At 68.7% G+C, this 26,638-nt stretch carries 23 protein-coding genes; 14 read left to right on the top strand and 9 right to left on the bottom strand.

Annotated elements, in window-relative coordinates; genetic code table 11:
• The first annotated feature begins 42 nt into the window (after positions 1-42).
• Positions 43-1,305 carry a serine--tRNA ligase gene (gene serS, locus EV192_RS01305; protein ID WP_132110277.1) on the top strand — a complete coding sequence of 421 codons (1,263 nt, stop codon included), beginning with the start codon at positions 43-45 and terminating at the stop codon, positions 1,303-1,305.
• Here serS and EV192_RS01300 read toward each other — a convergent pair.
• Complete coding sequence (locus tag EV192_RS01300) at positions 1,302-2,402, bottom strand: UDP-N-acetylglucosamine 2-epimerase (RefSeq protein ID WP_132110275.1); 1,101 nt, start codon at positions 2,400-2,402, stop codon at positions 1,302-1,304. The two genes, serS and EV192_RS01300, sit on opposite strands and share 4 nt — an antisense overlap.
• Positions 2,403-2,427: 25 nt before the next feature.
• Here EV192_RS01300 and EV192_RS01295 point away from each other — a divergent pair, with 25 nt between their 5' ends.
• The 5 genes from EV192_RS01295 to EV192_RS01275 are packed head-to-tail and all read left to right on the top strand — an operon-like array spanning position 2,428 to position 7,736.
• Entirely contained in the window at positions 2,428-3,432 is a 1,005-nt protein-coding gene (locus EV192_RS01295; protein WP_132110273.1) for a glycosyltransferase family 2 protein, read from the top strand.
• Positions 3,429-4,703: a lipopolysaccharide biosynthesis protein gene (locus EV192_RS01290; protein WP_132110271.1), complete on the top strand. Its 1,275-nt coding sequence runs from the start codon at positions 3,429-3,431 to the stop codon at positions 4,701-4,703. Before EV192_RS01295 ends, EV192_RS01290 begins: the two co-directional genes overlap by 4 nt.
• 9 nt (positions 4,704-4,712) lie before the next feature.
• Positions 4,713-6,596, top strand: coding sequence for a DUF6541 family protein (locus tag EV192_RS01285; protein ID WP_132110269.1), 1,884 nt, complete (start codon positions 4,713-4,715; stop codon positions 6,594-6,596).
• 1 nt (position 6,597) lies between these two features.
• Positions 6,598-7,326, top strand: a complete 729-nt coding sequence (locus EV192_RS01280; RefSeq protein ID WP_132110267.1) for a glycosyltransferase family 2 protein — start codon at positions 6,598-6,600, stop codon at positions 7,324-7,326.
• 11 nt (positions 7,327-7,337) lie between these two features.
• Entirely contained in the window at positions 7,338-7,736 is a 399-nt protein-coding gene (locus EV192_RS01275) for a DUF2304 domain-containing protein (protein WP_132110265.1), read from the top strand.
• Positions 7,737-7,791: 55 nt separating this feature from the next.
• Here EV192_RS01275 and EV192_RS01270 read toward each other — a convergent pair whose 3' ends face one another.
• Positions 7,792-9,018: a glycosyltransferase family 2 protein gene (locus tag EV192_RS01270; protein ID WP_132110263.1), complete on the bottom strand. Its 1,227-nt coding sequence runs from the start codon at positions 9,016-9,018 to the stop codon at positions 7,792-7,794.
• 158 nt (positions 9,019-9,176) lie between these two features.
• Here EV192_RS01270 and EV192_RS01265 point away from each other — a divergent pair, with 158 nt between their 5' ends.
• On the top strand, positions 9,177-11,234 hold the full coding sequence (locus EV192_RS01265) for a DUF6541 family protein (RefSeq protein WP_132110261.1): 2,058 nt from the start codon (positions 9,177-9,179) through the stop codon (positions 11,232-11,234).
• Here EV192_RS01265 and EV192_RS01260 read toward each other — a convergent pair.
• Positions 11,231-12,037, bottom strand: coding sequence for an HAD family hydrolase (locus tag EV192_RS01260; protein WP_132110260.1), 807 nt, complete (start codon positions 12,035-12,037; stop codon positions 11,231-11,233). The two genes, EV192_RS01265 and EV192_RS01260, sit on opposite strands and share 4 nt — an antisense overlap.
• Positions 12,038-12,176: 139 nt before the next feature.
• On the opposite strand from EV192_RS01260, the gene EV192_RS01255 reads away from it, so the two are divergent.
• The 4 genes from EV192_RS01255 (at position 12,177) to EV192_RS01240 (ending at position 15,875) form a co-directional block, all read left to right on the top strand.
• On the top strand, positions 12,177-13,061 hold the full coding sequence (locus tag EV192_RS01255; protein ID WP_132110258.1) for an LLM class flavin-dependent oxidoreductase: 885 nt from the start codon (positions 12,177-12,179) through the stop codon (positions 13,059-13,061).
• A gap of 172 nt (positions 13,062-13,233) precedes the next feature.
• Positions 13,234-14,424: a UDP-galactopyranose mutase gene (gene glf, locus EV192_RS01250; protein WP_207925855.1), complete on the top strand. Its 1,191-nt coding sequence runs from the start codon at positions 13,234-13,236 to the stop codon at positions 14,422-14,424.
• On the top strand, positions 14,417-14,962 hold the full coding sequence (locus EV192_RS01245; RefSeq protein WP_132110256.1) for a phosphatase PAP2 family protein: 546 nt from the start codon (positions 14,417-14,419) through the stop codon (positions 14,960-14,962). The genes glf and EV192_RS01245 overlap by 8 nt, the downstream gene beginning before the upstream one ends.
• Positions 14,934-15,875 carry a decaprenyl-phosphate phosphoribosyltransferase gene (locus tag EV192_RS01240; protein WP_132110254.1) on the top strand — a complete coding sequence of 314 codons (942 nt, stop codon included), beginning with the start codon at positions 14,934-14,936 and terminating at the stop codon, positions 15,873-15,875. Before EV192_RS01245 ends, EV192_RS01240 begins: the two co-directional genes overlap by 29 nt.
• Here EV192_RS01240 and dprE2 read toward each other — a convergent pair.
• Positions 15,872-16,627 (bottom strand): decaprenylphospho-beta-D-erythro-pentofuranosid-2-ulose 2-reductase, encoded by a 756-nt coding sequence (dprE2, locus tag EV192_RS01235; RefSeq protein WP_132110252.1) that lies wholly within the window; start codon positions 16,625-16,627, stop codon positions 15,872-15,874. The genes EV192_RS01240 and dprE2 overlap by 4 nt on opposite strands.
• Positions 16,624-17,979 carry a decaprenylphosphoryl-beta-D-ribose oxidase gene (gene dprE1 / locus EV192_RS01230; protein ID WP_279492620.1) on the bottom strand — a complete coding sequence of 452 codons (1,356 nt, stop codon included), beginning with the start codon at positions 17,977-17,979 and terminating at the stop codon, positions 16,624-16,626. The genes dprE2 and dprE1 overlap by 4 nt, the downstream gene beginning before the upstream one ends.
• Positions 17,980-18,033: 54 nt before the next feature.
• Between dprE1 and EV192_RS01225 the strand changes: the two genes are divergently transcribed.
• Together EV192_RS01225 and EV192_RS01220 are read left to right on the top strand one after the other, a co-directional pair.
• Positions 18,034-18,477 (top strand): GtrA family protein, encoded by a 444-nt coding sequence (locus tag EV192_RS01225; protein WP_132110250.1) that lies wholly within the window; start codon positions 18,034-18,036, stop codon positions 18,475-18,477.
• Positions 18,478-18,601: 124 nt separating this feature from the next.
• On the top strand, positions 18,602-20,548 hold the full coding sequence (locus EV192_RS01220) for a glycosyltransferase (protein WP_132110248.1): 1,947 nt from the start codon (positions 18,602-18,604) through the stop codon (positions 20,546-20,548).
• A 50-nt stretch (positions 20,549-20,598) separates the two neighbouring features.
• On the opposite strand, the gene EV192_RS01215 is transcribed toward EV192_RS01220, so the two are convergent.
• Together EV192_RS01215 and EV192_RS01210 are read right to left on the bottom strand one after the other, a co-directional pair.
• A complete protein-coding gene (locus EV192_RS01215; protein ID WP_132110246.1) occupies positions 20,599-20,868 on the bottom strand; it encodes a hypothetical protein in 270 nt (89 codons plus the stop codon).
• On the bottom strand, positions 20,865-21,779 hold the full coding sequence (locus EV192_RS01210; RefSeq protein ID WP_132110244.1) for a DMT family transporter: 915 nt from the start codon (positions 21,777-21,779) through the stop codon (positions 20,865-20,867). Before EV192_RS01210 ends, EV192_RS01215 begins: the two co-directional genes overlap by 4 nt.
• A 548-nt stretch (positions 21,780-22,327) precedes the next feature.
• Between EV192_RS01210 and lanKC the strand changes: the two genes are divergently transcribed.
• Positions 22,328-24,967, top strand: coding sequence for a class III lanthionine synthetase LanKC (gene lanKC / locus EV192_RS01205; protein WP_132110242.1), 2,640 nt, complete (start codon positions 22,328-22,330; stop codon positions 24,965-24,967).
• Here the strand turns inward: lanKC and glfT1 are convergent.
• Together glfT1 and wzt are read right to left on the bottom strand one after the other, a co-directional pair.
• Positions 24,921-25,820 carry a galactofuranosyltransferase GlfT1 gene (gene glfT1 / locus EV192_RS01200; protein WP_279492619.1) on the bottom strand — a complete coding sequence of 300 codons (900 nt, stop codon included), beginning with the start codon at positions 25,818-25,820 and terminating at the stop codon, positions 24,921-24,923. The two genes, lanKC and glfT1, sit on opposite strands and share 47 nt — an antisense overlap.
• A complete protein-coding gene (gene wzt / locus EV192_RS01195; RefSeq protein ID WP_132110240.1) occupies positions 25,817-26,629 on the bottom strand; it encodes a galactan export ABC transporter ATP-binding subunit Wzt/RfbE in 813 nt (270 codons plus the stop codon). Before wzt ends, glfT1 begins: the two co-directional genes overlap by 4 nt.
• Positions 26,630-26,638: the final 9 nt, after the last annotated feature.

Raw genomic sequence — 26,638 nt, 5'->3', positions numbered from 1 at the left:
CCCGGTCGAGCTACCCCGGCGGCGGTTACTACCCTTCTTGTCATGATTGACCTACGGATGCTGCGCGACGACCCGGAGGCTGTGCGTGCGTCCCAGCGCGCCCGCGGCGAGGATGAGGGGCTGGTCGACCAGTTGCTGTCCGCGGACGAGCGTCGGCGTGGTTCCGTGTCCCAGGCCGACCGGCTGCGGGCCGAGCAGAAGCAGTTCGGCCGGCAGGTCGGCAAGGCGCGCGGCGAGGAGCGCGACGCCCTGCTGGCCAAGGGCAAGGAGTTGGCGGCCGAGGTGAAGGCGGCCGAGGCCGAGCAGGCCGAGGCCGAGGAGTCGCTGGCCGCGCTGCACCGGGCGGTGCCGAACGTGGTCGACCCGGCGGCGCCGCCTGGTGGCGAGCAGGACTACGTCGTCCTCAAGCACGTCGGCGAGCCCAAGCCGGTCGACTTCGAGGTGGCCGACCACCTGGAGTTGATGACCAGGCTGGGCGCGGTCGACATGGAACGTGGCGCCAAGGTGTCCGGCTCGCGGTTCTACTTCCTCACCGGCATCGGTGCCCAGCTCCAGCTGGCCATGCTGAACCTGGCCGTGCAGCAGGCCGTGGCCAACGGGTTCCAGGTGATGATCACGCCGGCGCTGGTCCGGCCGGAGATCATGGGCGGCACCGGCTATCTCGGCGCCCACTCGACCGAGGTGTACCACCTGCAGGACGACGACCTGTACCTGGTCGGGACGTCCGAGGTGCCGCTCGCCGGCTTCCACGCCGACGAGATCCTGGACCTGGCCAAGGGGCCGCGGCGGTACGCGGGCTGGTCGTCGTGCTTCCGGCGGGAAGCCGGTTCGTACGGCAAGGACACCCGCGGGATCATCCGGGTGCACCAGTTCGACAAGGTCGAGATGTTCACCTTCTGCAAGCCCGCGGACGCCGGCGCCGAGCACGCCCGGCTGCTGGCGTGGGAGGAGGAGATGCTCACCAAGATCGAGGTGCCGTACCGGGTGATCGACACCGCGGCGGGTGACCTCGGGGTGAGCGCGGCCCGCAAGTTCGACTGCGAGGCGTGGTTCCCGTCGCAGCAGGCGTACCGCGAGCTGACCTCGACCTCGAACTGCACCACGTTCCAGGCGCGCCGCCTCGGTGTGCGGTACCGCGACGAGGACGGCAAGCCGCAGACCGCGGCGACGTTGAACGGCACGCTCGCCACCACCCGGTGGATCGCGTCCATCATGGAGAACCACCAACAGGCCGACGGGTCCGTTGTGGTCCCGGCGGCGCTGCGGCCCGGCCTCGGCGGCCTTGAGGTAATCGAACCGGCCTAGCAGAAACCCAGCTGCCCCAACGTGTTCGCGATGATCTCGGTGGGGTGGTACTTGTCCATCAGGGACGGGAACCGCAACGACTCGTAGTCGGCGAGGAACGCGGCGAACTTGTTCGCGCGCATCTCGGTCAGCACGATGTTGCGGTCCAGTCCCTGATGGCGTTCGGTCCGTTCCCGGTGGATCGCCGCCGGCACGCCGAGGTACGCGCATTCCTCTTGCAGCCCACCGGAATCCGTCACGACGAACTTGGCCCTGGTGAGCAGCGGCAGGAACTCGGTGTACCGGACCTTGGGGCGCATCAGGAAGCGTTCGTCGTCGAAAACGCCGCCCAGGCCCAGGTTCTCGATCCGTTCCCGCTCGGGCGCGCCGGCCAGGTACAGGATCGGCGTCTGCCTGCTGGCGTCCCGCAACATGTGCAGGACTTCACGGAACTTGTCCTCACGGGACACCAGTTCGAACCGGTGCAGGGTGGCCAGGCCGAACTCGGCAGGCAGGTCAGGCATGGTCACGTCCGCGGTCATCGCCGCGCGGACCGAGTCGATGACGGTGTTCGCGCCGGTGTCGACGACGATTCCGCGGGCGTGCGCCAGGTTCTTGACCTCGCGGTGGGTCGGCGCGAGGTGGATGTCGGTCAGCCGGGTTGCGATCCGGCGGTTGATCTCCTCCGGGAACGGGCTTGTCGCGCTGCCGCTGCGCATGCCCGCCTCGATGTGCGCGACGCGTGCGCGCAACACCTTCTTCCCGACGAACGAGCCGTACGGGGTGGAGAACGTGTCGCCGTGCACCATCACCAGCGGCGGCCGGCCGTCCGACGTCAACACGTCCCGTAGTTCGGCGCGACGGCTCCACGCCGTGCTCGCGACCGTCGCGGCCCACCCAGGCACCTGCGCGGGCCGGTTCACGTGCACCGCCTTGGCCTTCGGGACGAGCCACACGTCCGGCTCGGGCAGCTTCAAGTCGGCCAACGTCTCCGCGATCTTGTCCATGTGCTGGGCGGTGAACCACAGCTGCGGCCGGGTGCCGCGGGCGGCGATCGCGTGGTGCACAGGCGCGATCTTGATCAGCTCAGCGGTCGTACCGACAATGAAGGAGATCACGCGGCACAGAGTACTGTCGCACCCGATGAACGCGAATCAGCCGTCCTTGAGCATCGTCATTCCGGTGTTCAACGAGGAAGAGTGGATCACGCGCAGCGTCACCGCCGTCGTCGCCGCGACGCGGCAAGCGGAATGGCCCGCGGAGATCATCGTCGTCGACGACGGCAGCACCGATGGGACACCGCAGGCGTTGGTGCAGCTGGCGGCGGAACACGGGATCGTAGTGATCACTCAGGCCAACAAGGGCCGGTTCGCGGCCCGCCGGACCGGGCTGGCGAAGGCGTCCGGCGAAATGCTGCTGCTGGTGGACAGTCGGATCATCGTCGACGAGTCGGCGCTCGCATTCCTCAAGAACCAACTCCGCGCGCATCCCGACCGCCGGGTCTGGACCGGGCACGTACGCATCGACGACGACGGAAATCCGTACAGTGGGTTTCTTTCCGCGATGGTCAAGATCCCGTGGCGGCGGTATTTCGGCAATCCCCGGCTGATGTCGTTCAGTATCGACGAGTTCGACGTCTTCCCGAAGGGAACAGGGTATTTCGCGGCGCCGCGCGCGTTGTTCGAGCAGGCCACCGAGCAGTTCGAGTCGTTGTACGACGACCAGCGCCTGGCCAGCGACGACACCCGGCTGTTGCGCTGGATCGCCGAACGGGAACGGATCTGGCTCGCACCGGAGTTCTCCTGCACGTACCACGGCCGGGACTCGCTGGCGAAGTTCACCAAGCACGCGTTCTTTCGAGGAACCACGTTCGTCGACGGGTACCTGCAGTCCAAAGGCCCAGCCCGGCGCGGCCTGTTCGCCGTGGTGGGCGTTGGCCTGGCCAGTGTGGCGCTGCTGCTGCGGCGACCGAAAACCGCGATCGCAGTGGGCATGGCCGGGTCGGCGGCCGCCGGGGTCGCGGTGCGCCGCTTCGGCGCCACCAAGTCGGAGGCCAAGGCGTTCGCCCGACTGCTGCCGCTGTTCGGATTCAGCTTCCTGGCCGGCGCCCTGCGCGGGCTTGCGCTCGCCGCTCGCCGACGTCGATGAGCGGCACCAAGAGCGTCAGCAAGATCGGTGTCGCGATGCTGGCCGGTTCGATCCTCGGCTACGTGCTCACCGTCGCGGTCGGCCGGATCCTTTCGCCTGCCGAGTACACGACGTTCATGACCTTCTGGGGCCTGCTGTTCGGCGTGGGCAGCGCGCTTTCCCCGCTGGAACAGGAAGTCGCGCGCCTGTCGGCGGAAGCACAGGTCAAGCAGGGCAAGGTCGGCGTGGACGTGGTGCGCGCGTTCAGCGTCGCCACCGTGGTCGTCGTGGTGGTCGGCCTGATTCCGCTGATCCCGGCCGTGAACGCGAAACTCTTCGCCGGGCACTACGAACTCGGTGTCATCGTGCTGGTCGCCGGGATCGCGTTCGCCGCCCAGTTCGCCGTACGTGGCCTGCTCATCGGCCGCGACGAGGTGACGTCGTACTCGTGGCTGCTGGTCACGGAGGCGGCGATCCGGCCGGTGGTCGTCGGCGTGCTCGTGGCGGTCGGACTCGGTCAGATGGTGCCGTTCGGCGTCGCCGTCGGGCTCGGATCGTTCGCCTGGCTGCTGTTCGTCCGCCGCGCCGGCCGGCACATCGACAGGTCCGTGCACGGCGACGACTGGGGTCCGGTGGCCCGCCGCGTGCTGACGCTGTTGCTGGGCGCGGCGCTCACCGCGAGCGTCATCACCGGCTTCCCCGCGATGGTCGCGCTCCTGGCGCCCGGCGGCGACAGCACGAAACTCGGCGGGTTCTATGCGGCGCTCGCTGTGGCTCGGATCCCGCTGTTGCTGTTCGCCGCTGTCCAGGCGCTCGCCGTGCCGATGGTGGTCCGGCTGTCGGCGAGCGACGACGGCCGGCGCAGGCTCCGCCAGCTGCTGACGCTCGGCGCCGTCGGCGGGCTCGTCCTCGCGGCGATCGCGGCCGGGTTGGCGTTCCTGATCGGGCCGTGGCTCGTTCGGCTGCTTTACGGTCACGACTACGTGGTGGCCGGCTGGGCGGTCGCCGGACTGATGTGGTCCGCCGTGCTGCTGGCGATGATCCAATTGCTGGCCGCGGTCATGGTGGCCGGTAAAAGGGTCGACCACGTGCTGTCGACGTGGGCCGTGGTGGCGGTTTCCACTGCGCTGACCCTCGCGTTTTGGCCCGGTGACCCGCTTCTCCGGGCGACCGTCGGACTCATTGTCGGGCCGACGTTCGGACTGCTGGTGAGCCTTGGTCTCGTCTCGTTGGCACACCGGTCATCCACCGATCACGAGGTCGCCGTCGATGACGGGACGACTGCCCGCTAAGGTGCCGCCGTGGCGCTGCTTCTGCTGGCTTTCTGGCTGCCCGGACTGGTTTTCGGCGCGGCGGTGAAACTGCGGGGCTGGATTCTGGCGGCCGCCGCACCCGCGTTGACGTTCGGAATCGTCGCCGTCGGCGGCTACCTGCTCGGCCGGCTGGGAATCCGTTGGGATCTGCTGGACTTCGCGATCTGGACGGCCGCGGTTTCGATTGTCGGTTTCGTAATAGTGTTTTTCGTCTCCCGGCGCGGCACGGCGAACGGAACCGATTCCGAAAAGCGGCGCACGCTCGGCCAGCACCTGATGGTCGGCGGCGGGGTCGTGGCCGGGATGGCCGTCGGCGTGGTCACGTTCCTGGGCGGCATCACCAGCCTCGACTGGGTCAACCAGGACTGGGACGCGCCGTACCACGGAAACCTGGTGCGGTGGATCGCCGAACACGGCTCGACCCTGCCGTCCACCATCGGCACGATCGCCAACCAGCCCACCAACACCGACTACTTCTACCCGGACACCTACCACGCGTTGCTGGCCCTGGTGCTCGACAAGGGCGGCCTGGACATGCCGCACCTGTTGAACCTGGGTGCGTTGATGGGCATCCTGGCGTGGCCGTTAGGCATCGCCGCGATGTGCCTGGCCTGGCGGCTCCCGCCGGTCGCCGCCGCGGCCGCCGCGTGTGTGTCCACCTGGTTCTCGCCGTTCCCGTACGACTCGCTGGCCCGCGGTCCACTGTGGCCGTACGTGGCCGGGATCGCTTTACTGCCGGCGATTCTGGCCACCGCCACCCTCGTCCTGAGGAACAGGGGCGCGACCGGTCCGATCGTCGCCGCGGTGGCCGCGGCCGGGCTCGCCGGTCTGCACACCAGCCTCGCGTTCGTCCTGGTCGTCCTGTTCGTGCTGATCCTGCTCGCCGGCCTGTTCCGGTTCGAACCTGTCGACTGGCGCGCCAGTGCGCCGGCGATGATCGCGACCGTCGTGATTGTCGGTGTGGTCGCGGCTCCACTCGTGTTGCCTTCGCTGGCCGGGGCCAGCGGGGTCACCAGCGCCCAGTGGCCACCCGAAGCGACCCAGGCCGCCGCGTTCACCCAGGCACTCACGTTCTCCGGGGTGGTCAACTATCCACTGTGGGCGATCGGGATCCCCGCGTTCATCGGCATCGTGATCATGGCCCGGCAGTGCCTTCTCGTGTGGCTCGTCGGCGCGTACGCCCTGTTCGGCCTGTTGTACGCGGCGACGGTCTCGCTCGACCTGCACATCGTCGACGTGCTCACCGGGATCTTCTACAACGACCACTGGCGGCTGGCCGCGCTGCTGCCGTTGCCGGGCGCGGTCGCGTTCGGCGTGTTCGTGTGGAAGACCGGTGAATGGCTCGGCCGCAAGGTGACCCGGGTGCCGGCCGCCGTCTTCGGGCTGGCCATCGTGCTGGTGTGCGCCGTGCTCGCCGCGGGCGCGTACATCCCGCGCAACACCGAACGCCTGGCGACCAGGTACACCGACGGTCCGGCGGTCAGCTCGGCCGAACGTGCCGGGTACGCCTGGCTGGCCACCCAGGTCCGGCCCGGCGAGGTCGTGATGAACGACTTCCACGACGGCTCGGTCTGGATGTACGCGCTCGCCGGCGTGCGACCGGCGGAATGGACGTACTACGGCGCGGAACACAGCGACGCCGCGTACCTCACCGAGAACCTCAACCGGCTGAACACCGACCCCCGGGTCCGCGCCGCGCTCGACACCCTGAAGATCAGGTACGTCATCGTCGGCACCGGCATGGTCCGGGACTACACGACCTCCCCCGGCTTCGTCGACCTGGCCACGACCAGGGGTTTTCAGCAGGTCTTCCACAACGAGGGGGCCACTGTCTACGAGATCGAGGGCCAACGCGAGCGGGTAAGGTCCTGACGTGCCCGATCGACGTGTCCTGATCGTGCTGCCGGCGCTCAACGAGGAGCACAACGTCGGCGCCGTGGTCACCAAGGTCCGCGCCGCGCTGCCGGACGCGGGCATTCTCGTCGTCGACGACGGCTCGACGGACCACACTTCGGACCGCGCCCGCGAGGCCGGCGCCAGTGTGGCCCGGCTCGCGGTGAACCTGGGTGTCGGCGGCGCGATGCGGACCGGCTACCGCTACGCCAAGTCCCGCGGATACGACGTGGTCGTGCAGGTCGACGCGGACGGGCAGCACGACCCGGGTGAACTCCCCGCGCTGCTCGCCGGCCTGGACGACGCCGACCTGGTGATCGGCTCCCGCTTCGCCGGCCGCGGCACGTACAGGGCCGGCGGCCCCCGGCGCTGGGCGATGGTCGTGCTGTCGGTCGTGTTCTCCCGGCTGGCCAGGACCAAACTGACCGACGTCACGTCCGGGTTCAAGGCGGCCGGGCCGCGCGCGGTCGAACTGTTCGCCCGCTACTACCCGGCCGAGTACCTCGGCGACACGGTCGAGTCGTTAGTGATGGCGTTACGCGCCCGGCTGGTGGTCAAGGAGATCCCGGTCGTCATGCTGGAACGGATGTCGGGACGGCCGAGCGCGTCGCCTGTCCGCGCGGCGATCTACCTCAGCCGCGCCGGACTCGCCCTGCTGCTCGCCCTGGTCCGCCGCAGGCCCGCGGCGGACCAGTCGGATTCGGCGTAGGAGAACCACCCATGGCTGCCTGGCGCGTACTGAGCATCGTTGTCGCGGTCCTCGTGCTGCTCATCGTCGTCGAGATGATGCGCAGGCGGAAACTCCGCGAGAAGTACGCCGGCATCTGGCTGCTGCTGGCCATCGGCGTGGCCGTCCTCGGCGCCGTGCCCGGCGTCGCGGAGTGGCTGAGCAGCCTGATGCACTTCATCACGGTGTCGAACTTCGTGCTGTTCCTCGCCCTGGGTGTGCTGGGCATGGTGGCGTTGCACCTGAGCGCGGAGGTCGGCCACCTTGAGGAAGAGGTACGCACCTCGGTGGAGGAAACCGCGCTGGTGCGCTGCGAACTCGAGGAGACGAAACAGGAGCTGGAGAAACGCATCCAGCTCCTGGAGTCCCGTTCGGAGATGACGAACGCTTAGGGCCAGGAACCGCCCCGATCCCGACTCTCATCGAACGGGGACCTCGATACAGGCCCTAGGCGACCAGTTCGCCCTGGTCGGCCGGCTGCTCGGCCTGGTTGAACTGGCTGTCGGTGTCCGCCGAGGTGGGGATGCTGAGGACACCGGCGAACATGCTGAACATGATCGTCTGGAAGCCGAGGATGATGCCGAGCATCGCCGGGATGGCCACCCGGATGGTCGCGGCGGCGTCCAGCTTGCCGAACCCGGTGTCGCCCCACAGCACCAGCTGGAGGACGGCGAGCACGATGCCGGCCAGGAAGATGACCATGCCGAGGACCAGCCCGCGTTCGACGGTGAACCGTTCGACCAGCTGCTTGTACCTGGGGCTCATCGGGAGCAGTTGCTCCCGGGCGCCGAACAGCTTCACCATCACGGAGAACAGCACGGCCTGGTAGCCGAGGACGGCGATGCCGGCGGTGTAGAGCATGGTGGCGACGTCGAACCCGACACCGCCGATCGCGATCGGGCCGAACATCAGGGCCAGGGTCGCGGCCAAGCCGAGAACGAGGGCGGCGAGGCCGGGGTAGAGGAACAGCCAGCGGGGGCTGTAGATGAGCAGGAACCGCAGGTGCCGCCAGCCGTCGCGCCAGCTGCGCAGGTGCGGTGGCCGGCTGCGGCCGTCCTTCTTCAGGGTGGTGGGCACTTCGGCGATGCGCAGTCCGGACAGGCAGGACTTGACCACGATCTCGCTGGCGAACTCCATGCCGGAGGTGTGCAGGCCGATCCGCAGGATGGCCTCGCGGCGGAAGCCCCGCAGTCCACAGTGGAAGTCGGTGACCGGGGCCTTGAAGAACAGCTTGCCGATGAACGACAGCACCGGGTTGCCCAGGTACTTGTGCAGCGGGGGCATCGCGCCCGGCTCGATCCCGCCCTTGAACCGGTTGCCCATCACCAGGTCGTAGCCCTCGCGCAGCTTCGCCACGAACGGCTCAAGCGACGAGAAGTCGTAGCTGTCGTCCGCGTCGCCCATGATCACGTACGTGCCGCGGGCCGCGCGGATACCGCCCATCAGGGCGTTGCCGTAGCCCTTGGCCGCCACGTCGACCACGCGTGCGCCCAGGCCACGGGCGATCTCCTGGGATCCGTCGGTGCTGCCGTTGTCCGCGATCAGCACCTCACCGTCCACTCCGGACCGTTCCAGGTAGCCCTGCGCCTTACGGATGCAGGTCGCCAGCGTCTCTGCCTCGTTGAGGCAGGGCATGACGATCGTCAGCTCGCAACTGGTGCGCGGGTGGTCCATTGGGTCCTTCCCCAGTGGTCAGGCGGCGAGACCACGCCAGGGTACCGGCAAGCTGACCATGACATGGACAGAGGGGACACATGCCCCCACCGCCCGTGGTCACCGCCGTCTGACAGGATCCGTGGCATGCGGTGTGGACACCCCTCAGCAGGCGTCTCATGACCATCGGCGCACTTCCCGGGCTGCTGGTCGCCCTCGTCGTCTCGGTGCTGCCGGGGACGGCCCTGCTGTTCGCGTTGCGGGTACGCCGGGTCGTCTGGGTGCTCGGTGCCGGCCCCGCGGCGTCCATCGGTGTGGCCGCGATCACGGCGATCCTCTGCGGACTCGTCGGCATCCCGTTCGGCCCGGTGAGCCTCAGTGTCGTCGTCGCACTGCTGGTGGCGGTCGGTGTCTTCCGTTGGGTACGCGGCCGGCAGAGCCAACCTGACGACGCCCGACCGTTGATCCCGCGCTCACAGCGGGTCACGATCGCGGTGGGTGTCGTGCTCGCCCTGATCGGTGTCGCGTACAGCCTGCACATGTGGATGTCCGGCCTGCACGAGCTGGGTGCGGTGCCGCAGGAGCACGACACGATCGGGCACTCGGCGCTGACCGCCTACATCCAGTACTCCGGGCGCGGCGCTCCCTGGCAGTTGATGCCGGTCGACGTGCTCTCCGGCCAGCCGACCAGCTTCTACCCGTCCGGCATGCACCTGCTGGCGGCCGTGACCGGCGGCGTCATGGGCAGCCCGATCGTCGGGCTGAACGCGATCACCGTCGTGATGTGCACGGTCGGCCTGGGCATGGCCGAAGCGGCGCTCGCCTACGTGGCGCTGCGCCGGGCCGGGGTGAACCAGGGCATGGCGGTGGCCGGCTCGGGTGTGGCCGTGATCGTCGTCGGCGGGCTGCAGTCGCCGGAGATCCACATGGCCGAGGCCGGCGGGATCCTCGCCAACATGGTCTCGCTCGCCCTCTTCCTCGGGGTCGTGGCCGTGCTGCTGACCCTGCGCCGGCGGGACTGGCCGGCCGCGGTCGCCGCCGGGGTCGCCTGCGCCGGGGTCTTCGCGGCCCATCCCAGCTCCGCGGCCAGCGTGGGGGTGACGCTGGTCGCCTGGTGGATCGGTGAGGCGTTCACCCGGGGTGGCCTGCGCCGGCTGGGCGGACAGCTGCTCTCGCTGCTCGCCGCCGTCGTGGCCACGGCCGTGGTCGCCTCGCCGTACCTGATCCAGGCGTTCAAGGCGTCCGGAATCACCAGCACCTGGCCGCCTGACTTCGGCAAGCTGACCTTCCCGAACGCGCTGGGGCAGACGTTCAGCCTGCCCTACGCCGGCTGGATCCCCACGTACGACGGGCGCAGCCAGGTGGTGGCGTTCGGCCTCGCGGTGCTCGGCATCGCCGCGGTCCTGCTGACCCGACGCGGGTTCGGTCCGGTCGCGGCGTACGGGGTGTGGTCGGTCATCGTGCTCGGCGCCTTCCTTAGCCCCGGCACCGGTTTCGAGACGTCCGTGACTGGGTTCTTCTACAACGCCATGCTGCGGATCAGGGGCCACCAGTCGTTGCTGGTCCCGGTGCTGGCCGCGCTCGGCGTGGTGCTCACCGCCCGGTGGATCGCGGCCTGGCTGGCCCGCCGGCCACCGCTGCGCCGCGCCCGGATCGGCTGGGTGGCGGCGGCGCTGGTGGCCCTGATCATGATCCCGTACCTGGCCGGCCCGGCCAGGACGTACGCCGATACCAACGAGCGCTACCTGGCCACCCGCTATGGCGCGCCGGACCTGTGGCGGATCACGGCGGAGGACCAGGCGGCGTTCGACTTCCTGGCCGCTCCGGGTCGGGTCGGACCGGGCGAGCGGGTGATGAACTCGGCCAACGACGGGTCCACGTACCTGTACGTGGAGAAGAAGATCCCGGTGGTCAACCTGAGCACGCTGGGTGTGTACGGGGTGCCGTACACCTACAAGCTGATGCAGAAGTTCAACACGTACCCGACGGATCCCACGATCAGGAAGTCGATCCTCGACCTGAACATCACGTGGGTCTACGTGGACGAGTCGCCGCCGGGAATCGGCTCACCGGTCAGCCCGGAGAACTGGGTCGGCGCGCCGTCCTTCAGCTTCCCGTCCGGTTTCGCGAACCTGAAGGGCATCGCGGGCCTCACCGAGGAGTTCCACCAGGGCGCCGTGCACGTGTACCGGCTCGACCGGAGCGTCCTGCAGCGGATGTCCGACACGGCCGGCTAAAACCAGCGCTCCAGCACCTGGGCCACGCCGTCCTCGGTGTTCGGCGCGGTGACCTCGTCGGCCACCGCGAGCACGTCGTCGTGGGCGTTGGCCACGGCGACGCCGTGTCCTGCCCAGCGGAGCATCTCGACGTCGTTGGGCATGTCCCCGAACGCGATCACGCTCGACGCGTCCAGCGACAGCAGCGCGGCGGCCTCAGCCAGGCCGGTCGCCTTGGTGACGCCGGGCGCCGAGATCTCGATCAGCCCGCGGTTGGTGGAGAACGTGACCGTGACGCTGTCGTCCAGCACCGTGTTCGCGAGCCTGGACATCTCGCCGCTGGTCATCCCCTCGTGCCGGACCAGCAGCTTCACCGCGGTCCGGCCGAGCACCTCGGCGCGGGACGCGATGTTGTTCTCGCCGTCGCCCCACGGGTTGGCGTACGACGGCTCGGTGAGGAACGGCGTGCCCTGGTAGCCCGCGGGCGCGGGGTGCTCGGCGGCCACCCGGATGCCTGGCATCGCCCGCTCCAACGAGTGCACCACGTCGTTGAGCTTTACCGGATCCAGGGTGTGGGCGCTGACCACTCGGTCGTTGCCGATGTCGTAGACGACGGCCCCGTTCGCGCACACGGCGTACCCGGTGAGCCCGACCGCGTCCGCGACCCGGGGGATCCAGCGCGGCGGTCGACCGCTGACCAGGACGAACGGCGTGCCGGACGCGATCACCCGGCCGGCCACCCGTGCGGTCCGCTGGCTGACCTGCTCCATGGCGTCCAGCAGCGTCCCGTCCACGTCCGACGCCACCAGGCCTGGTCTCCGCACATGTCTCATCCTGCCCGATCAACTCAGGCGTTCGCGGCTCTGTGACCGTGGTCATGTGTCCGACCGTTATCGAAAACTTGATCCCCTTTCTGGGTGTAGCGCGTTGCGCCGTCAGGAGGACACGATACGGTCGGTCACTGTGCGAGTTGGTATCGAAATCCTGCCCGAACACCGGTGGTGGGTGGCGGAACCGAAGTGGCGGGCCGCTGAGGAGTACGGATTCCACCACGCGTGGACCTACGACCACCTCGGCTGGCGCACGCTGGTCGACGGCCCGTGGTTCGGTGCCGTTCCCACGCTGACCGCGGCCGCCATGGTCACCAGCCGGATCCGGCTCGGTACCTGGGTCGCGACCCCCAACTTCCGGCACCCGGTGTCGTTCGCCCGCGAGCTGACCGCCATGGACGACGTGTCCGACGGCCGGTTCATCCTCGGTGTCGGCGCGGGCGGAACCGGCTACGACACCCAGGTGATGGGCGACAGGTCGATGCCGCCAAGGCAGCGGGCGGACCGGTTCGCGGAGTTCGTCGAGCTGCTCGACCTGTTGCTGCGCCAGGACCGCACAACCTGGCAGGGCGAGTACTTCGAAGCCGTCGAGGCCCGGATGGCGCCTGGCTGCGTGCAGAAGCCGCGGCTGCCGTTCGTGGTGGCCGCGAACGGTCCGCGGACCATGCGGATCGCGGCCCGCTACGGCGCCGGGTGGGTCACCACAGGTGGCGACCGCGCCGACATGGTCGAAATGTCGAGCTGGTGGGAGTCGGTGGCGGAGACCGTCGGCCGGTTCGACGACGTGCTCGCGGCAGAGGGCCGCGCGCCGGGCACGATCGACCGCTACCTGAACCTGGACGCCGCCCCGGCGAACGTCCTGACCAGCGTCGAGCACTTCCGGGACGTGCTCGGCCAGGCCGAGCGGCTCGGCTTCAGCGACGTCACGGTGCCGTGGCCCCGGCACGACGGCGTGTTCGCCGGATCCGAACAGCTCGTCGAGGACATCGCCGCCGAGGTCTTGCCGGCCCTGCGCTAGGCCGAACGAGTGATGCGACGGAACCGGCGCCCGGTCGCCGACGTCTCTCTGTCATGTGCGGGGAGCACACAGCGGGAGGGGCGGGGGTAACGCCCTCGTGCGGTGGTCGGGGGAGACCACGCACGGGGGCTGCCCGATCTCATCCGGCAATCGGCCGCTACCCTCGAAGCTCGTGAGCTTCGATGGCTATGACCTGGTGATCGTGGGAGCCGGATTCTTCGGCCTCACCGTGGCCGAACGTACCGCCACCCAGCTGAACAAGCGGGTGCTGATCCTCGAACGGCGGTCGCACATCGGTGGCAACGCCTACTCCGAGGCCGAGCCGGAGACCGGGATCGAGGTGCACAAGTACGGCGCCCACCTGTTCCACACGTCCAACAAGCGGGTGTGGGACTACGTCACCCAGTTCACCGAGTTCACCCGCTACCAGCACCGGGTCTTCACCAACCACCATGGCCAGGTGTACCCGATGCCGATGAACCTCGCGATGATCAACCAGTTCTTCGGCCGGGCGTTCACCCCGGACGAGGCCCGCCAACTGATCGCCGAGCAGGCGTCCGAGTTCCGGACCGAGGACGCCACGAACCTCGAAGAGAAGGCCATCTCGCTGGTCGGCCGAAGGCTTTACGAGGCGTTCATCCGCCACTACACCGCCAAGCAGTGGGAGACCGACCCCAAGGAGCTCGCGCCCGGGATCATCACCCGCCTGCCGGTCCGTTACAACTACGACAACCGCTACTTCAACGACACGTTCGAGGGCCTGCCCAAGGACGGGTACACGAAGTGGCTTGAGCGGATGGCCGACCACCCGAACATCGAGGTGCGGCTGAACGTGGACTACTTCGAGGTGCGTGAGCAGATCCCGGCGGGCACGCCGACCGTCTACACCGGCCCGGTGGACCGCTACTTCGACTACGCCGAGGGCCGGCTGGGCTGGCGCACGGTCGACCTGGAGCAGGAGGTCGTCAGCACGACCGGCGACTTCCAGGGCACCCCGGTGATGAACTACCCGGACGAGGACGTGCCGTACACCCGGATCCTGGAGTTCCGGCACTTCCACCCGGAGCGGAAGTACCCGACCGACAAGACCGTCATCGTCCGCGAGTACTCGCGGATGGCCAAGGACGACGACGAGCCGTACTACCCGATCAACACGCCGGACGACCGGGACAAGCTGGAGCGCTACCGCGAGCTGGTCAAGGGCGAGGCGGCGAACCGCAACGTGATCTTCGGCGGCCGGCTGGGCACGTACAAGTACCTGGACATGCACATGGCCATCGGGTCGGCGCTGAGCGTGTTCGACAACAAGGTCGCCCCGCACCTGACCGAGGGCGCGCCGCTGGACGGGTCGTTCGATGGCTGAGTCCACGTCGCCCGAGATCGCCGTGCTGCGCGGAGTGCAGGGCGCGATCGCCAAGCCCATCGTGGTCAAGGTGGCGCGCGGCATGTCCGTGTTCGGCGAGCACAGCATCGGCTGGCTCGCGGTGGGCGCGGTCGGCGCCCTGGTCGACCGTGAGCGCCGCAAGGACTGGCTGATCGCGGCCGGCGGCGTGTTCGGCGCCCACGCGGCGTCCGTCGTGGTGAAGCGCGTGGTGAAACGGACAAGACCGGACGATTCGGGTGTCCAGGTCCTCGTCGGGACGCCGTCCCGGCTGAGTTTTCCGTCCGCGCACGCAACCTCGACCACCGCCGCGGCTGTTCTCTATGGGGGATTGCTCAACCGTCGGCTATCACCAGTGCTGGTTCCGCCGATGCTCCTGTCGAGGATGGTGCTCGGGGTCCACTACCCCAGCGATGTGCTGGCCGGCTCCGTCCTCGGCGCCGTCATCGGCGGTGTCGTGCGACGAAAGCTGTCTCGCCGGAAGGAACGCGATGAGCAACGAGGTCGAAACCGCGACTGAGTCGCCCGATGTCCCGCAGGACGAGGTGAACCAGAAGCGGGGCGGCCTGGTGGCCGGGATCATCCGGACCGCCAGGCCACGCCAGTGGGTCAAGAACGTCCTGGTGTTCGCCGCGCCGTTCACCGCGAGCAAGATCACCGAGGGGCACGTGCTGCTGAACGCGGCCGTCGCGTTCGTGGCGTTCTGCCTGGCGGCGTCCGCGGTGTACTTCGTCAACGACGCGATGGACGTCGAGGCCGACCGGGCGCACCCGACCAAACGCCACCGGCCGATCGCCGCGGGCGTGCTGCCGGTCCGGCTCGCCTACGGCGTCTCGATCGTGCTGTTCCTCGGCGCGCTCGGGTTGTCCCTGGTCGCGACCTGGCAGCTGGCGCTGGTGATCGCGATCTACGAGGTCATCCAACTCGGCTACTGCTTCGGCCTGAAGCACCAGACCGTGCTGGACCTGTGCATCGTCGCGTCCGGCTTCCTGATCCGCTCGATCGCCGGCGGCGCGGCCACCAGTATCGCGCTGTCCCAGTGGTTCCTGCTGGTCACCGGGTTCGGTTCGCTGTTCATGGTGTCCGGCAAGCGGTACGCGGAGATCATGCTGTTCGAGCGGACCGGCGCGAAGATCCGTGCCTCGCTGGCCAAGTACACGCCGAGCTACCTGCGGTTCGTCTGGGCCACCTCGGCCGCCGTGCTGATCATGAGCTACGGCCTGTGGGCGTTCGAGATCCGCCTCGGCCACCACCCGACGTGGTCGTCCGTGTCGATGATCCCGTTCGTGCTGGCCGTGCTGCGCTACGCGGTGGACGTCGACGGCGGCACCGCCGGCGAACCCGAGGAGATCGCGATGCGCGACCGGGTACTGCAGATCCTCGGACTCGCCTGGGTGCTCAGCCTCGGCCTGGCGGTCTACCTGCCGGCCTAGAACGGCAGCCGGCGGAAGATCACCCGCGGCACGTGCCGCAGGACGGTCATCACCGGTCGCATCGCGGCCGGTGCCCAGGCCTGTTCGCGGCGGTTGCGCACGGTGTTGACGATGATGTCCGCGACCTGCTCGGCGGACTGGGACAGCGGGGCGGCGTCGAGGCCGTCGGTCATCTTCGTGCGCACGAAGCCCGGCCGGATGACGCTGACGGTCACGCCGTGCGGCTTCAACGCGTACGTCAGGCCGGTGTAGAACGCGTCGAAACCGGCTTTGGTGGAGCCGTACACGAAGTTCGACCGCCGCGCGCGCTCACCCGCGGCCGAGGACAGCGCCACGATCACGCCGTGGCCCTGCTTGCGCAACCGCTCGGCCAAAGGCACGCCGACGGTCACCGCGGCCACGTAGTTGACCTCGGCCAACTCCCTGGCGACGTCCACATTGGTCCAGGCTTCCTCCTGGTCGCCCAGCACGCCGAACGCCACCAGCGTCAGGTCGATGTCGCCGTCGGCGAACGCCTTCTCGATCACCTCGGTGTGGGTGTCCGGCTGGCGGGCGTCGAACGGGACCGTGCTCACCGTCGCACCGGCCTTGCGAAGCCGTTCCACCGCCGCGTCGAGCCGTTCCGACGGGCGGGCCGCCAACGTGATCCGCATCGGGCGCCTGCCGGCGTACTGCTCGGCGACCGCCAGGCCGATCTCGGACGTGCCGCCGAGCACCAGCAGGGACTGGGGGCTGCCAACTGCGTCGATCACGTGAGCCTCAACCTTCTGGCCATGTCCGAAACAAAGATTCCGTGCGGGTCGACGGCGGCGCGGACCTTGCGCCACTCGTCGATCCGCGGGTACATCCGTTGCACCGCCTCGGCCGTGGTCCGCGACTCCTTGGCCAGGTAGAGCCGGCCACCGGCGGCCAGCACCAGCTCGTCCAGCGCGGTGCACAGGTCACCGAGGCCCCGTTTGGCTGGCATGTCCACGGCCAGCGTCCAGCCCGGCGCCGGGAACGACAGCGGGGCGCGGTTGCCGGCGCCGAACCGCTTCAGCACGTTCAACGCTGACACGTGCCCGGACTCGGCGATCATCCGGACGCTCTGCTTGACCGCGTCCTCCCGGCCGAACGGGATCACGTACTGGTACTGCAGGAAGCCGTGCGGGCCGTACAGCCGGTTCCACTCGCCCATGACGTCCAGCGGGTGCAGGAACATCGTGATGTTCTGGACGGCGCCCTGCCTCGTCGGCGACTTGCGGTACCACAGCTCGTTGAAGATCCGCGCGGTGTACTTGTTCAACATCCCCGGCGGGACGATGTTCGGGATGGTCACCAGCTGCGGCGCGTCGAACTTCAGCGGGTTCGCCTTCAGCTTGCCCGGCAGGTCGTCGAGGGTGGCATGATTCGCCCTGGTCAGCGTCCCGCGACCGAGATGCGGACCGGTGGTGGTCGAGTCGAACCAGGACACCGACTCCAGGTACTTCTCGTCGTCAACGGACTGCTTGGCCATCAGGTCGTCGAGATTGTCGATCTGGTCGGTGTCGACGAGGAAGTACGCGGTCTCCACCCGGTTGAGCTGGAGCGTCGCCCGCACCACCACACCGGTCAGGCCCATGCCGCCCGCGGTCGCCCAGAACAGTTCCGCCTCGGGCCCGTCCGGGGTGAGCGTGTGCACCTCGCCGTCCGCGGTGACCAGGTCCATCGACTGGACGTGCTCGCAGAAGCTGCCTTCCACGTGGTGCGCCTTGCCGTGGATGTCCGCGCTGATCGCCCCGCCGACCGTGACCTGGCGGGTGCCCGGCAGCACCGGCAGCCACAGTCCGAACGGCAACAGCCGTCGCATCAGGGTGTCCAGGCTCACGCCGGCGTCCGTGTCGACCGTGGCCGCGTCCGCGTCGATCGAATGGATCCGGTTCAGGCCGGTGATGTCCAGCACGAGGCCGCCCGCGTTCTGCGCGGGATCGCCGTACGCGCGGCCGAGACCACGCGCGATCACACCGCGTTCGTCCACGTCCCGCAGCGCTTCACGGACCTCGGTGACGTTCGACGGGACCATGACTCGTGCGGTGCTCGGCGCGGTCCGTCCCCAGCCGGCGAGCGTTCGCAACTCGGCATCCACCCGGCTCACCCTACCGGCCGCCGCCTCGTAGACTGCCCGTGAGGATGCAGGGCCATGGCAGCAGTGAGGAACTTTGTGGTGACAGCCGTGAACGCCGAGCCGCGCACCATCGGCCTACTGACCCAGATCACCCGGTTCGTCCTCGTCGGCGGGCTGTCCGCGCTGGTCGACTACGGCACCTACCAGGGATTCCTGGCGCTGGGCATCTGGGTACACGGGGCCAAGGCGATGAGCTTCGTCCTGGGCACGACCACCGCGTACCTGCTCAACCGCAGGTGGACGTTCAACAACGCGTCCGGCGGCACGGGGTCGGTGGCGAAGTTCGCGTTGCTGTACACGGTCACGTTCTTCGTGAACATCGGGATGAACGCCTGGATGCTGGGTGTTCTTGGCGACTTCCGGGGGCATGTCACGGTCGCGTGGATCATCGCGCAGGGCGTGGCCACGGCGATCAACTTCGTGATACTACGGACAGTGGTGTTCAAGGCGCCCGTGTGACCCAGCGTAATGCACTGTACGTTGGGATCTGAACGTCGTCGCGTCCGATGGGGGACGGTTTGCGGCGTTTCGGAATTTGACGACCACAGACGCGGGTGTCGCCCGCGGGAGGACAGACAGCTCAATGGCTACGAAGACCGCCGACACCCCGCGCGCGGCCCAGAAGGCGGCTCCCAAGGCGGCCGCAGGGCCGGAGACGTACGGCGGGGCGCTGCTGCAGCGAGTGATCTTCCCGCGCATCGGTGACCCATTGGATGTACGTGCCCTCTACCTCGACGAGGACACGGGCAACGCCCGCCGGGCCCGCTCGCTCAGCCGGACCGCGCTGCAGATCGGGCCGGACTCGGAGATCTCGTTCGCCACCTACTTCAACGGGTTCGCCGCCAGCTACTGGCGCCGCTGGACCACGTTGGAGTCGGTCGTGCTGCGGCTGAACGTGTCGGCGGCCTGCCGGGTGGACGTCTACCGGTCCAAGGGCGACGGCACCCAGATCCACGTCCGCGGCCTGGCCGTGGCCAAGGCCGGCCCGGTGTCGTTCGACCTTGAGCTGGCGCCGTTCGAGGACGGCGGCTGGTACTGGTTCAACGTCACCAGCGAGAGCGACGACCTGGAGATCACCGACAGCGGCTGGTACGCCACGTCGCCGGCGCCCGGCCGGGGCTCGGTGTCGATCAGCATCACCACGTTCAACCGGCCGGACGACTGCGTCGGTGCGCTGACCGCGATCGGCGAGGACGACCTCGTGCTCGCGGCGATCACCGCCGTGGTCGTGGCCGACCAGGGCACCAAGAAGGTGCGGGACGCGACGGGCTACGCGGAGGCCGCGGCCCGGCTCGGGGACCGCTTGCGTATGCGCGACCAGGCCAACATGGGCGGCAGCGGCGGGTTCGCGCGCGGCATGTTCGAGGCGGTCACGGACACCGACTGCGACCAGGTCCTGCTGATGGACGACGACATCGTGATCGAGCCGGACTGCATCCTGCGCGCGCTGGCGTTCTCCCGGTTCGCCGCTCAGCCGATGATCGTCGGCGGGCACATGCTCAACCTGCAGGCCCGCTCGCACCTCCACTCGATGGGCGAGATCGTCGACCGCGGCCCGTTCATGTGGAACGCGGCACCGTACGCGGCCACCGACCACGACTTCGTCAAGCGGCCGTTGCGCCACCCCAAGTCGGTGAACCTGCACCGCAGGATCGACGTGGACTACAACGGCTGGTGGATGTGCATGATCCCGCGGCGGCTGGTGGAGGAGCTGGGCCTGCCGCTGCCGTTGTTCATCAAGTGGGACGACAGCGAGTACAGCCTGCGCGCGGCGGCCGCCGGCTACCCGACGGCCAGCCTGCCCGGCGTGGCGATCTGGCACATGCCGTGGTCGAACAAGGACGACGGCACCGACTGGCAGGCGTACTTCCACTTCCGCAACCGGCTGATCGTGGCCGCGCTGTACAGCGACGACCGCAAGCCGCGCGGCCTGGTCAAGAGCAGCCTCAGGTCGACCCTGGTGAACCTGCTCAGCCTGCAGTACTCGACGGTCGCGCTGCACCACCGGGCCATCCAGGACTTCATGGCCGGCCCGGACCGGCTGTTCGAGATGCTGCCCACGGCGCTGGCCGAGGTCCGCGAGCTGCGGGCCCAGTTCGACGACGGCCGCGTGGTCGGCTCGGCCAGGGACCTGCCGCTGCCGTCGATGACAGCCGCGCACGCCGCGCACTTCTCGCACCGTCCGGACAACCCGATCGCGATGGGCCGGACCTTGCTGGAGGGCTTGGTGCACAACCTGCGCAAGCCGCGGCCGGAGCACCATGAGCGGCCCCAGCTGAACATCTCGGCCCAGGACGCGCGCTGGTACCTGATGTCCCGGATCGACGGCGCGACAGTGGCGACGGCGGACGGCCGCGGGACCACGTTCCGCAAGCGGGACCCGGAGAAGTTCCGGATGCTGATGCGTCAGGCTGTTCAGGACTTCATGCAACTGGAGCGTGAGTTCGAGCGGCTGAAGGGCGAGTACCGCGCGGCGTTGCGCGATCTCACGTCCATCGAGTCGTGGCGCAAGGTGTTCGAGCAGCAGTGACTTTCGGGAAAGGGGTGGGACGGCTTCGCTGCCGTCCCACCCCTTTGCTGTCAGCGGGCGAAGCCGTGTGGTCCTTTGTTGGCGCTGCCGTACACGCGGTTCGACGGCGCCTCCTCGAAGTGCGCGGTCGCGACGTGCGCGAAGTTGATCGTCACTTTGGACTCGTCCGCCAGCAGTGGCGCGTCCACTCCGCCTGAGGTCATCAGCGTCTGCAGCCGGGCAGCGAGGGCTGTCGCCCCCTCCTCGGACAACGCGTACACCAGTGGCTCGCCGCCGCTGGCGAGATGCAGCACCAGTGCGGTCTTGGTCGACTCAGTCATGACCTGACCTCAGCATCGGGTGCTTCGGCCGGCAATGCCGGTTCACCGTCGGCTGATCCGCTCTGAGCGGAATAGTTGACCACCAACGCCACGCCGAGCAGGACCGCGCCGACGATCCCGACCGCGCCGAGACGGTCGTGGAAGAACGTCACCGACAGCACGGTCGCGGTCAGCGGTTCCAACATCGCGGACAGCGCGGCGGCGACCGGGCTGACGTGCTGAAGTCCGGCGAAGTAGGCACCGTAGGCGATCGCGGTCGGCACGGTACCCAGGAACACCGCGGTGAGCACCACCTGAGGTGTCAACGGAATGGCCATGCCGAGCGGCAATGCCGCCGGCAGCAACAGGATTCCGCCGACCAGCAGGCCGAGACCGGTGGTGACGCCGTTCGACAGGCCGGCCACCGGACGCCGGTTGACCAGGGTGAACGCGGCGAATCCGGTGCCGGCGGCCAGGGACAGGGCCACACCGGCGACGGTGTGCCAGGTGTCCCTTGTGGAGGGCATGCCGGCGAGCATGGCCAGCCCGCTGACCGCGAGCGCGACGCACAAGGCTGTTCGGCGCGTGGGTGCCTTGCGTTCGCGGACCGCGGTGACGGCCGCGACGATCACCGGCACGCTGCCGATGGTCACCAGCGTCGCCAGGCTCACCGAAGTCATTGCCACCGCACCGAAGTAGCTGGCCTGGAACACGGCCAAGAGCGCGCCGGCCGCGAACAGCCGGCGAATCGCCGCCGCGGTGCGCGGCAACCGTTTCAGTCGGGTGCCGAGGGCGAGGGTCGCGATCGCGCCGCCGATCAGCAGCCGGTACGCGGCCACCGCCAACGGGTCTAGACCTGTCTGAAGGCCAAGCAGGGAACCGGAAAGCCCGCCGGCGCCCCAGAGCACGCCGGCGAGGACCAGGAAGAACATAGATCGCCGCGAAGAGGCCGACCGGTTTCGAACACGGTCGGTAAGGACGTTGTCGACCAAGGGAATCGCTCCAACGCAGGAGGAACAGGGTGAGTGTTCGTCCGCGGGGCGGTTGGCATGTCTCATCGGCGCGGCAGCGTGCCGCGCATGGTCAGCTCAAGCCCCGCCTAGGCGGCGGGAGGGGGAGTGATGGGAAACATGCGATGCACGCCGACCACGCTAATGGCACTGTCAAGCGGCATTTGGTTGAACCTGCGTTCGGCGGACCCACTGACGGTAGAACGGCTACGTACTGTAGTCGCCTATGGTCCGTCCAGGACCATAGGGCAATGGGCCGTTCGGTCGAGCAGCTGCCGGCGCCCGGATGCTTTTCGTCATTTTCCCGCCAGTTGCCCGCAGATACTCATCGGTAACATATGCCGTTCGGTTGCTAATTGGCAGTGTGAACCCTCGAACGGCGGATCGACCCTCGCGGTCGGTATGTGCGGGAATTGTTTCTACTCGGGCGCTGTGGCGAGAAAATCGGGAACGGGGAGGCGCTTGCCGGCATGGATCTGCGTTATGAGGCATACTGCTTCGCGGATCGTTGGTTCTATGACACCGAAGACCACGGGCTCGAACATTTGGACAGTTGGGTCAGCACACTTTCCGGATGTGTGCACGGCTGGCGCCGGTTCGACCGCGGTGGCTGGCACGTCTGCCTGCCGGACGGCGTGGATCTGCCGATGCAGGGCTGGAAGGTGCACATCAGCGCCGGTCGGGCCGACGCGCGGCGGGTGCTGGACATCGTTCGGCCGTACTGTGTGCGAATCGGTATACCATTCAAATTTCTGCGCTCGGCCAGGATTCACGCAAATCGGAACGCCAAGTATGCGGATCGGGCCGCAAGTGGAAAATTGATCACCATTTACCCGGTGGACGAGACCCAATTGAAACGTGTCCTCGAGGACCTGAGCGAACGCTTGACCGGTGTTGCCGGTCCGCACATACCAGGCGAGGCGCGGTATGGGGAGGGTCCTCTTTACATCAAGTTCGGTGGATTTGTCGAACGTATGATCACCGAGGGGACCGGGGCGACGATCCCGGCCCTGGAGCGCCCGGACGGCACCCTCGTCCCCGAGGAGAGCCGGCGGCTGCCGGACTGGGTGCGGGTCCCGGCCTTCCTCAGGTCCCACATCGATCCGCCCGAACCGGACATTCGGGCGCCGTACCGGGTGGACAGCGCGCACCACGTGACCAACGCGGGCGGCGTGTACCTGGCCACCCGGCGGTCGGACAGCCGCCAGGTCGTGCTGAAGGAGGCGCGACCGTATACAGGTCTGGACCAGGACTGTGTCGACGCGGTGACCCGGCTCGAGCGGGAGGCGCGGACCCTCACCGCCCTGGCCGGCGTGTCCGGCGTGCCCGAACTGCACGAGCGGTTCTCCGTGTGGGGCAACGAATACATGGCGATGAGCGCGGTGCCCGGCATGCCGCTGTGCCGTTGGCTCGCCCGGCACAACCCGTTGACCCAACGCGACACCACCAGATCCGACCGCGGCCGGTACGTCGAACGCGCCCTCGGCGTGCTCAGCCGGGTGGAACGCATCCTCGCCGACATCCACCGGCGTGGCCTGGTGTTCGGCGATCTCAACGACCGCAACATCCTCGTCGACGAGGACGACTCAGTGTCCCTTGTGGACTTCGAGCTGGCCTTCCCGGCCCGCGACCCGCACCGCCCGCCGGGCGGCACCCCGGGCTTCCGCGCCCCGAACGACCGGACCGGCTACGAGGTCGACCGGTACTCGTTCGCGGTGCTGCGGCTGTGGATGTTCCTGCCGATGACCACGGTCCTGGACATGGAACCGGACAAGCTCGCCGACTTCGTCCGGTACGTGCGCAAACGATTCGACCTGCCACTCGGCTACCTCGAAGAGGTACTGGCCGAACTGCGGCCCCGGTCGACCAGGTCCGCCCGCCGGCGGACCGCGCTGGACCAGCCCGAGGTGAACTGGACGGCGGTCCGCCGGTCGATCGCGGACGCGATCCTGGCCAGCGCCACGCCGGCCCGGACCGACCGGCTCTTCCCCGGTGACATCCAGCAGTTCGCCACCGGCGCCACGGGGTTCGGCCACGGCGCCGCCGGTGTCCTGCACGCACTGGACGTCACCGGGGCAGGCCGGTTCCCCATGCACGAACAGTGGCTGCTCGAAGCCGTCCGCCGGGATCCACCCACCACCGCGGGATTCTTCAACGGCGCGTACGGCACCGCGTACGTGTTGGAGAACTTCGGCTACCAGGACGCGGTCGACGACCTGATCGACCGGTTCGAGCCGCAACTGGCCACGATCACCTGCCACGGCCTGCGCACCGGGCTCGCCGGGATCGGACTGAACCTGCTGCACCTCGCGGCCAGCCGACAGGACGCCGGCCACCTGTGGCACGCGGTCGAGATCGGCGAACGGCTCACCGGCATGCTGGCCAACGTCCCGCTGCCCGGCCCCGGCATCCGCGGCCGCGCCGGCCTGATGCACGGCTGGTCCGGACCGGCCCTGCTGTTCCTGCGGCTGTTCGAACGCACCCGGGACCGCGGCTGGCTGGACCAGGCCGACCTCGCGATCCGCCGGGACCTGCTGGAATGCACCCGCGGCCCGGACGGCTCGGTGCAGGTGCGGGACGGGCTGCGCACGTTGCCGTACCTGGAGGTCGGCAGCGCCGGGATCGTCCTCGTGATGACGGAGTTACTGTCGTGCTGGCCCGGCGCCCCCTGTGCGATGGAACTGCCGAAGCTGCGGCGCGCGTTGATGGCCGAGTTCGTGATCCAGCCTGGCCTGATGCTCGGCCGCGCCGGCCTGCTGGCCGCGCTCGCCGCCGGGCAGCGCCGGGACCCGGATCCGATTTCGGCGCGGGCGACCGACCAGCATCTGGACTGGCTGGCGCTGCACGCCGTGCCGTACCACGGGCACATCGCGTTCCCCGGCACCCATTTGCTGCGCCTGTCGATGGACGTCGCCACCGGCGGAGCGGGTGTGCTGCTCGCGCTCGCGTCCGTTCTGGACGGTGCTCAGCTGCTGCCCTTCTTGAGCGACAACAGCACCGACACCGCGCCACTGCGGGTGCTCAACAGTCCCCATGCGACAGTGGGGGTGAAGACGGCCGGGGTCAGTAGCGGAAGAAACGTTCGCGTTGGCCCTGGCGGACGAGTTTGAGCCAGGTCAGGAACGCCTTGGGGTCCTTGCGCACGGTCAGGAAGTACAGGCCGAAGCGGAGGACCTCAAGCGCGCCGATCTTGCGCAACCCGGGCTGCGACAACAGGTATCCGCGGTTGCGGTACGTGTAGTAGCGCTTGACCGGGTTGTCCGGGTCCTGGGCGTGGAACCGGCCGCCCAGCATCGGTTTGAACTCGTCCGACCCGTCCGGGTGCAGGTACGCCACCCGCAGCGACGTGCCGAACGGCAGCCCGGTCCGGACCAGCCGGCGGTGCACCTCGACCTCGTCGCCGCGGACGAACAGCCGGTAGTCCGGCACGCCGATGACGTCCAAAGTGGACGCCCGGAACAGCGCGCCGTTGAACAGCGACGCGATCCCGGGCAGGAAGTCCGTGCCCAGTTCGGACGTGTGCCGCTTCCACGTCAGCCCGCGGCGCAACGGAAAGGCCAGCGTCTCCGGCGTGTCGATGTTCACGACGACCGGGGAGATCTCGGCCAGCCCACGCCGTTTCGCCTCGCCGAGCAGGACTTCCAGCACCGTCTCGTCCGCCGGCCGGCCGTCGTCGTCGGCCAGCCAGACCCACTCCGCGCCGAGCGCCAACGCGTGCAGGATGCCCAGCGCGAAACCACCGGCGCCGCCGAGGTTGCGGTGCGACGCGATGTACGTCGACGGCACCGGGCACGCGGCCACCACGTCCTCGGCCGACTGGTCCGGGCCGTTGTCCACGACCACCAGGTGGTCCGGCGGACGGGTCTGCGCGCCGATCACCTTCAACGAGTCGACCAGGAGGTCACGGCGGTGCCTCGTCACCACGACGGTGACGACCGAGTCCGGCCGCAGCGGCGTGGTCACCGGGTCTCGCCGTTCGGAACGGCCTCGACACCCAGCCGGCTGAGCATCTCCGGACCCAGGTGCTCGTACGGGTCGTAGCCCTTGTACGCGGTGAGCACCTCACGCAGGCCGCCGCGCATCTTCATCCGGCCGCCGTCCATCCAGATCGCCTGGTTGCACAGCTCCAGCAGCAGGTCGTCCTGGTGCGACGCGAACACCAGCAGGCCGGAGCGTTTCACCAGGTCGACCAGGCGGTCTCTGGCTTTCTTCATGAACGCCGCGTCCACCGCGCCGATGCCCTCGTCCAGGATCAGGATCTCCGGGTCGATCGACGTGACGATGCCCAGCGCGAGCCGCACCCGCATCCCGGTCGAGTACGCCCGCAGCGGCATCTGCAGGAAGTCGCCGAGCTCGCTGAACTCCGCGATGTCGTCGACCTTCTTCTCCATCGCCTTGCGGTTCATGCCGAGGAACAGGCCGCGGATCATGATGTTCTCGACCCCGGAGATCTCCGGGTCCATGCCGACACCCAGGTCGAACACGGGCGCGATCTTGCCGATGATCTTCGCGCCGCCGGTGATCGGCTCGTAGATCCCGGACAGCAGCCGCAGCAGCGTGGACTTGCCCGCGCCGTTGTGGCCCACCAGGGCCACCCGGTCGCCGTCGCCCAACGACAGGTTGATGTCCCGCAGCGCCTCGATCACCGGGACCCTGGCCTCGGTGCCGATGTGCCCACCAACCTTGCCGAGCACCGCCTTCTTCAGCGACCGGGTCTTCGCGTCGAAGATCGGGAAGTCGACGGAGGCGTTCCAGACGTCGATGCTGACCATGTCTCCAGC

It is taken from the genome of Actinocrispum wychmicini (assembly GCF_004345645.1).
Lineage (GTDB): Bacteria > Actinomycetota > Actinomycetes > Mycobacteriales > Pseudonocardiaceae > Kibdelosporangium > Kibdelosporangium wychmicini.
Note: the sequence above shows the minus strand (reverse complement) of the source record. Positions and strands in the feature narration are given on the sequence as shown.